We start from the raw sequence: 10,561 nt of genomic DNA, 5'->3' as shown, positions 1-10,561 counted from the left end.
GCTCGAACGATTTCAACATGGACGACCTGTTCCGGCCGGAGCCGGCCGGGCAGCCCGGGGACCCGCAGGGCGGGCAGCCCCAGCAGCAGGCCGTCCCGCCCCAGCAGCAGGCGCCCGGCGGCGCCCCCGAGTACTGGGGCGCACCGCCGCAGCCCGGCCAGCAGGGCGGCCCGCAGGCCGGTCCGGCGGCCGGGGCCGCGCCCGAGACCCAGCACCTGCCGCCGTACCCGGCCGGCGAGCCCAGCATCGGCGGTGGACTGCCGATGCAGCAGCAGGGCCTCCAGGGCGGCCAGGGCGGCTACGGCGCCCCGCAGGCGTACCCGGCCGCGCCGCCCCAGCAGCCGGGGTACGGCGCCCAGCCGTCCTACGGCGGCCAGCAGGGCTTCGGCGGTGCCCAGGGCGCCGTCCCGCCGCCCGCCGCCCCGCAGACCTTCGGCGGCCAGACCTTCGGTGGCCAGCAGGGCTTCGGCAGTCAGCAGACCTTCGGCGGCCACGAGCCGGGCGCGCAGACCTACGGCGGCCAGCAGACGGGCGGCTACCAGCCGGCCGGCGCCGCGCCGGCCGGCGGCGGCAAGCGCCCCTCGCAGAAGCTGGTGATCGGCGGTGTGGTGGCCGGCTGTGCGGCGGCCGGCATCCTGGTCGCGGTGCTGATGAGCGGCGGCGGTGAGGACAAGACGCCCGGGACGCCGGTCGCCAAGCCGGTCACCAGCAACTCGGCCGGCGCCGGCCCGGCGGCGGTCACCCCGGAGATGCAGGCCCAGGCCAAGGCCATGTCCGACCTGCTCGGCAAGGCCAGCTCCAGCCGCCAGGCGGTGATCGGTGCGGTCAGCTCGGTGCAGAAGTGCGACAAGCTGCCGGACGCGCAGACCAGCCTGACCGCGGCGGCCGCCCAGCGCGACCAGCTGGTCTCCGACCTGGCCGCCCTGAAGGTCGACAAGCTGCCGAGCGGCCCGCAGCTGGTGGAGCAGCTGCAGAAGGCCTGGACGGCCTCGTCCACGGCCGACAAGGAGTACGCGGCCTGGGCGGGCGACTCCATCGCCGCCTGCGACCCCGCCAAGCAGGCGGAGAACCAGCACGCCAAGAACGGCAACGCGGCCAGCGGGACGGCCACCACCGCGAAGACCCAGGCCTCCGACCTGTGGAACGCCATCGCCACCCAGACCAGCCTGCCGACCCGGGAGAAGGGCGACCTGTAGTCCCCCCGGTCCCGCGAGGCGTCCGAGTCACGGCACGACCCGAAGGGGCGGCCCGGCCACCGCGGCCGGACCGCCCCTTCGGGGTTCTGCGCGAGGCGTCGTGCCGGGCGTCACGCGGGCGGCTTGCCGCCCGCCAGCACCCAGCGGACGTCCACGAAGCCCTGGCGCTGCTCGACCAGCCGGCCGCCCTGGACCTGCTGGAAGGTGACCGAGGTGTTCACCAGCCGCGGCGAGTCGGCGCTCGGGAGCATGTTGGTCAGGCCCCAGCTGAGCGGCGGGGTGGCGCCGCCGGTGTCGATCGGTTCGCCGCTGTCGAGCACGTTGGCCAGCGCGCGGGCGGTCAGCGGCTTGCTCCGGTCGGCCCGGGCGGCGGCCTGGCGGAAGACCTCGTACGCGACCCAGGTGGTCTGCACCCCGGGGTCGGAGACGTCGATCATGGCGTCGCCGGTGCCGTAGCCGTGGGCGGTGGCCCGCAGCGCGTCCCAGACCGGGGAGGCCTCGGCCGGGTACCAGCCGGTCGCGTAGGCGCCGTGCAGCGGGCCGGAGTCGCCGCCGGTGGAGTCCACCACGGACTGCTGGAAGCTGCCGATCACCGAGGCCAGCTGGGTGTGCTTGGGGGCGAGCCGGCGGTACGGGTCGAGCAGGTTGGAGGTGGGCTCGGAGCCGAGCGCGCTGATCACGCAGTTGCCCGGGCGGTCGTCGCCGATCGCCCGGCGGGCGTAGTCGGTGTAGTTGTTGGACTTCTCCGGCGCGGGCACGTCGGTCAGCTTCACGTTGGCGGGCTTCAGCGCGCCGCTGAGGTAGTTGACCAGGGTGTCGCCGGCCCGGGTGTCGGGACGGATCAGCGCGACCGTCTTGCAGCCCGCCTCGACCAGCTGGCGGCCGCTGCCCGCGACCAGCGCCGGGCTGCCGCCGGCCACCGGGTAGGAGAGCGGGCTGGTGAACTCGGGCGAGGAGAGCCCGTAGCCGCCCAGGTACGGGATCCCGGCCCGCTCCAGCGCGGGCATGAAGTCGCTGCCGTACTGGCTGTAGGAGCCGATCACGGCCACCACGTGGGCGTCGATCGCCTGCTGGGCGCAGGCGGCGGCGCCGTCGGCGGTGTTCTGCTCGTTGCAGGTGAGGACCCGCAGCTTGCGGCCGTCGAGGCCGCCCTTGGCGTTGAGCTCGCGGCCGATCGCCTCGGCCAGCGCGGTCATGCCGGGCCGGTCGGTGGAGCCGGTGCCGGACGGCGCCCAGGTCATCACGGTCGGCTCGGAGTGGCCGGCGGTGGCGGCGGCGTCCGCCGGTCCGCCGCAGGCGGAGGTCGCCAGCAGCGCGGGCAGCAGCGTCGCGGTCGCGGCCAGCACGCCGGCCGTACGGCGGCGCCGGGCGCCCGCCGGTGCGGTGGCGGCCCTCCGGTGGGCGGTCGGATGTGGGCGGTCGGCCGATGCGGTCCGCGTCATGTCGGTGTGCCCTTCCCGGGGTTCTTGGCCTCCGTACGCCGGTGTGGCCTGGACCAGCCTTGTCCGGGGCGGGCAAGCGGAGGGGGCCTGGAAAAGAACGCCGGGTCAACGCGGGTGGAACAGCGAGGGGTGACGCGTGTAGAAGTCATGACAGGTGGGAACGTACGATCGATTCTCATGTCCGACAGCATGGATTCTCGGTATCGGTCCACCCGACCCTCTTCTCGAACGGGGCACCGGTCGAGCACGATGGGCGGCATGCCCTTGAACGACCTGCCCTGGTGGCGCTGGCGAGCCCGGCTGCGGTCGGCCCTGCACATGCTGTCCGACCCCGCCTTCCAGCAGGAGACCTGGCTGGCCGGCCGGCCGGGGTACGGCGACGTCACCGACGCCGTCTACCGCCTGGTCGAGGACACCTGGCTGGACCGCTGGCCCGCCGGGAAGTACGTCGGCACCGTCCTGCGGGACCAGACCGAGGCCGCCCTGGTGGACGCCGCCGTCCTGCCGGTGCTGCGGATCCTGCACGAGGTAGGCGCTGACGCGCCCGCCGCCGCCTACCTCGCCCACCCCGGCTGGCCCGAGGCGGTCGCCGCGGCCCGGGCCGCCCACGCCCACCTGGCGTCCGCCGACGGGGAGGACCCCGACACCGCGCCGCGCTCGCTCGAGGTGCTGCGGATCCTCACCCGGGCCGCGTAGGGCGGCGCCGGCCCGCGTACGGCCGCGGCCCGGCCGGATCTCGCGGTGCGGGCGGTGGCGGCGGGCGTCCGTCGATCTGTGACACGCTTGACCGTCCGCCGCCCGGACGGTCAGGCCGTGCCCGAACCGGTCCGGACCCGTCCTCGCACCGAAGAACCAGGGGAACCGCAACCGTGGAAGAGCAGTCCGCCCCCGTCCAGTACGTCCTCACGCTGTCCTGCCCGGACAAGCAGGGGATCGTCCACGCGGTCTCCAGCTACCTGTTCATGACCGGCTGCAACATCATCGACAGCCAGCAGTTCGGGGACGGCGACAGCGGGCTGTTCTTCATGCGGGTGCACTTCGCGGCCGAGCAGCCGGTCAGCCCCGAGAAGCTGCGGGCCAGCTTCGCCGCGATCGGCGCCTCGTTCCGGATGGACTGGCAGATCCACCCGACCGCCGAGCGGATGCGGGTGGTGCTGATGGTGTCGAAGTTCGGCCACTGCCTGAACGACCTGCTGTTCCGCACCCGGATCGGCGCACTGCCGGTGGAGATCGCGGCCGTGGTCTCCAACCACACCGACTTCCGCGAGCTCACCGAGTCCTACGGCATCCCGTTCCACCACCTGCCGGTCACCAAGGAGACCAAGGCCGAGGCCGAGCAGCAGCTGCTCGACCTGGTCGCCGACCAGCGGGTCGACCTGGTGGTGCTGGCCCGGTACATGCAGGTGCTGTCCGACCGGCTGTGCAAGGAGCTCTCCGGCCGGGTGATCAACATCCACCACTCCTTCCTGCCGAGCTTCAAGGGCGCCAAGCCGTACCACCAGGCGCACGCCCGGGGCGTGAAGCTGATCGGCGCCACTGCGCACTACGTCACCGCCGACCTGGACGAGGGCCCGATCATCGAGCAGGAGGTGGCGCGGGTGACCCACGACGTCACCCCGGACCAGCTGGTCGCCCTCGGCCGCGACGTCGAGTGCCAGGCGCTGGCGCGCGCGGTCAAGTGGCACAGCGAACGCCGGGTACTGCTGAACGGCGCCCGCACCGTCGTCTTCGCCTGACCCCGTCCGCCTTCACCCGAGCCGCAGGATTTCTTTTTCCGCGGTCCGCGGGACGTCGTTCGTGCGCGCGGCCGAGCGGTATTCCGGAAGTGCTCCGCCCGGATACCCGGGCCGCCGAAGAATCCCCTTCCGGCGGCTCCTGCCGGCGTCAACTCCGGTTTCCCGCCGGTCCGTCGGCGGAGGTAACGTGGCCGCCGCCGAACGGGGGAAAGCGCCGCGCCACGGGGGCGCCGCCGGTCCCCGTCCATCGAGCCGGAATTCGGCGAGCCACCGAATTCGACGGCGGCGGTGCGCTCGGTCCAGTTGACGATCCGTGCGGAGGACTGCCTGCCATGACGACCTCACCAGCGACCCCGGACGGCGAATTCCCCGGCGGCCTCGACGGCCCCCGGATCGCCCGGATCGCCGAGGAGCTCGGCACCCCGGTTTGGCTGTACGGGGCCGCGCCGATCCGCGCGCAGATCGAGCGGCTGCGGCAGTTCGACGTGATCCGGTTCGCGCAGAAGGCCTGCTCCAACATCCACATCCTGCGGCTGATGCGCGAACAGGGCGTCCTGGTGGACTCGGTGTCGGCCGGCGAGGTCGAACGCGCGCTCGCCGCCGGGTACCTGCCCGGCGGACCGGACGACCCGATCGTCTTCACCGCGGACCTGCTGGACCGCCCGACCCTCGACCGGGTGGTCGAGCTGGGCATCCCGGTCAACGCGGGCTCCCCGCAGATGCTGGAACAGCTCGGCCGGGCCAACCCGGGCCACCCGGTCTGGATCCGGATCAACCCGGGCTTCGGGCACGGCCACAGCCGCAAGACCAACACCGGCGGCGAGCAGAGCAAGCACGGCATCTGGCACGAGCACCTGGCCGACAGCCTCGACCTGCTCGACCGCCACCGGCTGGACCTGGTCGGCTTCCACATGCACATCGGCTCCGGGGTGGACTACGGCCACCTGGAGGCGGTCTGCGAGACCATGGTCAAGCAGGTCAGGCTCAGCGGACGCGACGTCCGCGCGATCTCGGCCGGCGGCGGCCTGTCCGTCCCGTACGCCGCCGGGCAGCCCGAGGTCGACACCGACCGGTACTTCCGGCTCTGGGACTCCGCGCGCGCCGAGATCGCCGCCGAACTCGGCCACCCGGTGCGGCTGGAGATCGAGCCCGGCCGCTTCCTGGTGGCCGGCGCAGGGCTGCTCGCGGCCGAGGTGCGGGCCCACAAGCCGGTCGGCAGCAACCACTTCGTGCTGGTCGACGCCGGCTTCAACGACCTGATGCGGCCCGCCATGTACGGCAGCAGCCACCGCGCCTCGGTGCTGGCCCCCGACGGCGAGGTCCGCCGCGCCGACCTGCGGGACACCGTGCTGGCCGGCCCGCTGTGCGAGTCCGGCGACGTGTTCACCCAGGCCGCGGGCGGGGACGTGGAACCGGTCCCGCTGCCCCGCGCGGACATCGGCGACCTGGTGGTCTTCCACGACACCGGCGCGTACGGCGCCAGCATGTCCTCGCTCTACAACTCGCGGCCGCTGGCGCCGGAGGTGCTGGTGGACGGCGGCCGGGCCAGGCTGATCCGACGCCGCCAGTCGGTCGCCGAACTGCTGGCGGCGGAGACCGGCCTGCCGGAGTAGGCGCCGCGGCGGGCCGGTGGCGCGGTCCGGTCCGGGCCTGTTCCGGGCGTCGGCCGGCCGCTCAGGGCCGGGAGAGCAGGGGCACCGCGTGCAGGACCTCCCGGATCGCCGCCAGGTCGCCGTGCCGGCCGACCGGGAGCAGGTCCGGGTCGCGGTGGGCGGCGGCGAGGTAGCAGAACTCCAGGCCGTCCAGCACCATCTCGGCGACCGGCGGCCCGCCGTCGTCCTGCAGCCCGTCGAGCGGGATCCGCCACTCGCCGGCCGCCGGTCCGTCGATCACCAGCCGCAGCAGCCGGCGATCACCGGCCGGCCGGTCCGGACCGCGCAGGGCGGCCAGCAGGTACGGCAGCATCCGGGCGGCCAGGTCGACCAGCAGCCGCAGGTGCTGCGGCGCGGGCGGGGCGTACGGATAGTCGACCGCCCGGGCGAGGTCGTCCCCGTGGACCCAGCACTCGAACGCCCGGTCCAGGAAGGCGTCGGACAGCGGCAGCACGGCCGAAGCGTAGTCGACCGGGGCCGTGCCGTCCGCACCGAGACCGGCCGCGCGGAGCAGCTCGTGACTCTGCCGCCGCCACATCCCGCGCACCTCGGCGGGCGCGCTGCCGCGCCGCGCCTCGATCAGGCTCCGGGTCCGGCCGAGGACGTCGTCGGGCCGGCCCTGCTCGGGTACCCGGGGCGGTCCCGCCGGCCGCGGCCCGGGCGGCGTCGGTGTCCGGACCGGGTCGGGCAGGCCGAGGGCGGGCGTCAGATAGCCGTCCACGGCGGCCAGATGGCAGACCACCTCCGCGGGCCGCCAGCGCTGCACCCCGCCGTGCCAGGGCAGTTCGGCCACCTCCTGCCACTCGCCGGGGCCGAGGTCCCGCAGCAGGGCGTCCAGCTTGGCCGTCTCGGCCGCGTACGGCGCCGCCCACGGCGGGACGGGACAGCGGGCGGGCCGCTGCGCCAGGCACCAGTCCAGCACCTGGCGGCGCAGCGCTTCGTCGGGCCCGAGCGAGTCGTCGGGATCGGGCGCGCCGTCCGGGGCCGGAGTGCCGGGGTCCGGGGCGCCGAGGTCCGATTCGCCGAGGGAGCCGAGGCAGTCGAGGGAGCCGGGACGGCCGGACGCGGCCGGGGCGTGCGGGTGCGTCGGGGCGGGCAGCGGCCGCGGGAGGGCGGCCACCAGTTCGCGCACCCGGACGGCGGTGGCGCGGGCCGCGGCCGCCCGGCCGTCGTCCTGGCGGGCCGCCAGCAGTTCGGCGGCCCGCTGCCGGGTGAGCCTGGCCAGCCGGTCGCGCAGCGGGCCGTGGGCCGGGTCGAGGCACTCCGGCGCCCGCCAGACCCCGGCGAACACCTCGCGGGTCAGCTGCTCGGCGTCGTCCTGGTCGTCCAGCAGCCGCCAGGCGAGGCCGTGCACCAGCGGCGCGTGGTGGTCGTAGAGCTCGCCGAGTGCGGACTCCTCGCCGCGCAGCAGCCGCCGGGGGACCTGCGCGTCCCGGTGGGCGGTGCGATCGGACATGGCCCCTGCCCCCTCCGTGCTCCGGGCGGCCTACTCAACGGTAGCCCGTCCGGGCCGGGGCGGGGTGCATTCGTACGAAGAAGGAAAAACCAGGTTCTGGATCGTGGGACGCTCGGTCCGTCCTCCGGGAGGGGGGCGTTCGACCGGATGCGGACAGATGTGGGAAGGGTTGTTCGCTCGTGGCTACCCGGAGGTTGCCCCCGCGTGGCGGTACCGTCGTATCGCTCGCGCCGTAGTGCGCAGGAGGGTGTGGCGCGGGTGGACGATCAGCGGTGCGATGCTCGCCAGGGTGAGCGGGACAGTATGCACCGAGCCGTCCCCCGATCGCTGGAATATGCCTGAAGCGCTTGCTGCGGGCGAGCTGCGGAATCATCCTGAGGCGTATTCGTGCCGAAGCCATGGGCAGCCCGGCAGGCATTCCCGGGGTGCGCGGCCGGCCGGACCGGCGTGACCAGGGCCTCGGCCCCGCCCGGTCCGGGCAGCAGGGAGAACGGCCGACGACCGGGCCGAATACCGAGTGCGGGTGGTGGAGCGGTGCAGGTATTTCAGGTGCAGCTGGCGGTGCAGGCGGACCCGTCGGAGGTCGGCCGGGCCAGGCGCTGGGTGCGGGCCCGGCTGAAGGGCCACGGGCTCGACCCGGATGCGCCGGTCGCCGAGACGCTGGTGCTGGTGGTCTCCGAGCTGGTCACCAACGCGGTGGTGCACACCGGCTGTCCGGCGGTGCTGCGGCTGTCCATGCCGCTGCCCGGCCGCTCGTGTCCGATCGGCTCGGGCGCCGACGGCGACCGCGACCCGCTCGTGCCGGTCCGGGTGGAGGTGGCCGACGCCAGCGTGGTCGCCCCGGCACCCCGGCACGCGGGCGGCGACGCCACCAACGGGCGCGGACTGGAGCTGGTCGAGCTGCTCTGCGACCGCTGGGGCTGGTACCCGGACGGCTCCGGCAAGCGGGTCTGGTGCGAGATCGACCCCAAGGTCCCCGAGCACCTGCCGGCCGTCCAGACGCCCGTGGAGCAGCCGTTGGTGGACCAGGTGCCGGGAGCCCACCCGCCGCTGCGTGCCGCCGACCCGGCCGCCGCCTCCCGGGCGTACGCGCTCTGACGCGCGGTCCGCGCTCCCGTACCCCCGCGGCTCCGGGCTCCCGCCCACGCCGTTCTCACGCCGTCCGCACTCCCGCGCCCCGGCTCCTGCCGACCTCGCCCCCACTCCTGCCGGTCCGCGCACACCGCGTGGTGCGCCGTCGCGCCGTCCGCGCGCCGGGCCGCCATCGCCTCTGACGTCCCGTCCGCCCCGTCCGCCCCTGGGGCGCGTCCGGAGGCCGCCCGTCCGCCGCCGTGCGCCACCCGATGCCAAATGCGCCGCAACCATTCCGAATTTCGGACAACCCATTGACGTGACGTATCCGACTGATCACTCTTGGGTGCAGCTCTCCGTTGCGAGGGGACGTCGAGGCGACTCCGGGCCGGTGCGGGGCACAGGGGGACATCCGCTGCCTGCCGCCCGGGACCACCACCTCGACGAGTGCAGAGGGCCGGCGCGCGGCTTCAGGGCTCGGGCGCCAGGTCGGATGGCGGAGCCGCCGCGCCGTGCTCGGGGCGCGCGTGGCGGCCCGCCGTCCGGGCCGGCGCGGGAATCCGGCCGCAGACCGCTGCCGCATCGTGACCCCAAAACCACTGGAATTCGCAGTGGTCTACACCAAAACTCTCTCCTGTGACCGCACCCGAACTGCAGCACGCCCGCACACCGGCCCCCGCCCCCGCCGCAGCCCCCGCCATCTGGTCCGCCGGCTTCCGGCTCTACTTCACCGCCCGCAGCTCCGGCCTGCTCGGCGACGCGATGCTCCCGGTCGCCGTCTCGGCCGGCCTGCTCGGCGCGGGCCACCCGCTCGGCTCGGTCGGCTACGCGATGGCCTTCCTGATGGCACCCTTCGCGGGCCTGGTCCTGGTCGGCGGGGTCCTCGCCGACCGGTTCACCGCCCGCCGGCTGATGATCGCCGCAGACCTGCTCAACCTGGTCACCCGGGTCCTGCTCGCGCTGCTGTTCTTCCGTGGCATCGACCAGCTCTGGCAGCTGTACGCGCTGCTCGCGCTGGCCGGTACGGCCGCCGCGATGTTCCAGCCCGGCGCGGCCTCCACCGTTCCGCTGGTCGCCCGCGACGTCCAGGGCGCCAACGGCGTGCTGCGGATCTCCGAGGCCGTCACCGCGCTGCTCGGCCCGGCCCTCGCGGGCGTCCTGGTCGGCGCCGCCGCCACGGGCTGGGTGATGGTCATCGCCGCCGCCACGTACGGCGTCAGCGCGCTGTGCCTGCTCGCGCTGCGGCTCGGCGCGGTGCCCGCCCCGCCCGCCGGCGACAGCCTGTGGCGCAACCTGGTCGTCGGCTGGCACGAGTTCAGATCCCGCAGCTGGATGTGGGGCGTGATCGTGATCTGGCTCTTCTTCAGCGTGCTCTCCTTCGGACCGATGCTGCCGGTGGCCGCCGGTGTGGTGGTGCCGCAGCACGGCTCGACCGTCTACGGCCTGCTCAGCTGCGCGTTCGGGGTGGGCACCGTGCTGGGCGGGGTGGTCGCCATCCGGGTCAAGCCGGCCCGGCCGCTGACCGGCGGCGCGCTCGCCCTGATCGCCTTCCCCGCGTACCAGTTCGCCCTCGCACTGGACCTCCCGGTCCCCCTGCTCGCCGCCGCCCAGCTGCTCACCGGCGCCGGCGTCACCTTCTGGGGCGTCATGTGGGCGACCAGCGTCCAGACCCAGGTGCCGGGCGAGGTGCTGAACCGGATCCACGCCTACGAGGTGGCCGGCTCGGTCTGCATGGTCCCGCTCGGCGCCGCCCTGGCCGGCCCCGCCGCCGACGCCTTCGGCGAACGCCAGGTGCTGGCGGCGGGCGGTGTGGTCGCCCTGCTGGTGGTCGCGGCCCTGCTGCTCAGCCCGCCGATCCGCGGCCTGCGCCGGGCGGTGGCCCGATCCTGACGAAAGGTGGCAGTCAGGCCCCTCGTCCGTACCCGCCCCCGGCCCGGACACTCGGTCCGTGACCGACCTGAACACCCCACCGCTGAACACCCCACCGCGGACCGACCCCACCCACCCC

Annotated in this window: 7 protein-coding genes and 1 pseudogene; 6 read left to right on the top strand and 2 right to left on the bottom strand. The window is 74.7% G+C overall.

Going from position 1 to position 10,561, the window contains the following annotated elements; genetic code table 11:
- Positions 1 to 1,196 (top strand): annotated as a pseudogene (locus tag AA75_RS21070) (hypothetical protein); the annotation flags it as partial.
- 110 nt (positions 1,197 to 1,306) lie between these two features.
- Here AA75_RS21070 and AA75_RS21065 read toward each other — a convergent pair.
- A complete protein-coding gene (locus AA75_RS21065) occupies positions 1,307 to 2,638 on the bottom strand; it encodes an ABC transporter substrate-binding protein (RefSeq protein ID WP_082526698.1) in 1,332 nt (443 codons plus the stop codon).
- Between the two features lie 249 nt (positions 2,639 to 2,887).
- Here AA75_RS21065 and AA75_RS21060 point away from each other — a divergent pair, with 249 nt between their 5' ends.
- The 3 genes from AA75_RS21060 to lysA all read left to right on the top strand — a co-directional run bounded on the left by AA75_RS21060 (position 2,888) and on the right by lysA (position 5,987).
- Complete coding sequence (locus AA75_RS21060; protein ID WP_033821703.1) at positions 2,888 to 3,334, top strand: hypothetical protein; 447 nt, start codon at positions 2,888 to 2,890, stop codon at positions 3,332 to 3,334.
- A gap of 173 nt (positions 3,335 to 3,507) precedes the next feature.
- Positions 3,508 to 4,374 carry a formyltetrahydrofolate deformylase gene (gene purU, locus AA75_RS21055; protein ID WP_033821702.1) on the top strand — a complete coding sequence of 289 codons (867 nt, stop codon included), beginning with the start codon at positions 3,508 to 3,510 and terminating at the stop codon, positions 4,372 to 4,374.
- A gap of 332 nt (positions 4,375 to 4,706) precedes the next feature.
- The gene (gene lysA, locus AA75_RS21050; RefSeq protein WP_051812948.1) at positions 4,707 to 5,987 is read left to right on the top strand and encodes a diaminopimelate decarboxylase; all 1,281 of its coding nucleotides are present in this window, start codon (positions 4,707 to 4,709) and stop codon (positions 5,985 to 5,987) included.
- A 61-nt stretch (positions 5,988 to 6,048) separates the two neighbouring features.
- Here the strand turns inward: lysA and AA75_RS21045 are convergent, their stop codons facing one another.
- Positions 6,049 to 7,482 (bottom strand): sigma factor, encoded by a 1,434-nt coding sequence (locus AA75_RS21045; RefSeq protein ID WP_051812946.1) that lies wholly within the window; start codon positions 7,480 to 7,482, stop codon positions 6,049 to 6,051.
- A gap of 534 nt (positions 7,483 to 8,016) precedes the next feature.
- Here AA75_RS21045 and AA75_RS21040 point away from each other — a divergent pair.
- A complete protein-coding gene (locus tag AA75_RS21040; protein WP_051812944.1) occupies positions 8,017 to 8,580 on the top strand; it encodes an anti-sigma regulatory factor in 564 nt (187 codons plus the stop codon).
- A 609-nt stretch (positions 8,581 to 9,189) separates the two neighbouring features.
- Positions 9,190 to 10,443: an MFS transporter gene (locus AA75_RS21035; RefSeq protein WP_051812942.1), complete on the top strand. Its 1,254-nt coding sequence runs from the start codon at positions 9,190 to 9,192 to the stop codon at positions 10,441 to 10,443.
- The last annotated feature ends 118 nt before the right edge of the window (positions 10,444 to 10,561 follow it).

Source organism: Kitasatospora sp. MBT63, from assembly GCF_000710465.2.
GTDB lineage: Bacteria > Actinomycetota > Actinomycetes > Streptomycetales > Streptomycetaceae > Kitasatospora.
The sequence above is the reverse complement of the archived record's forward strand: the minus strand, read 5'-3'. Positions and strand labels throughout refer to the sequence as shown.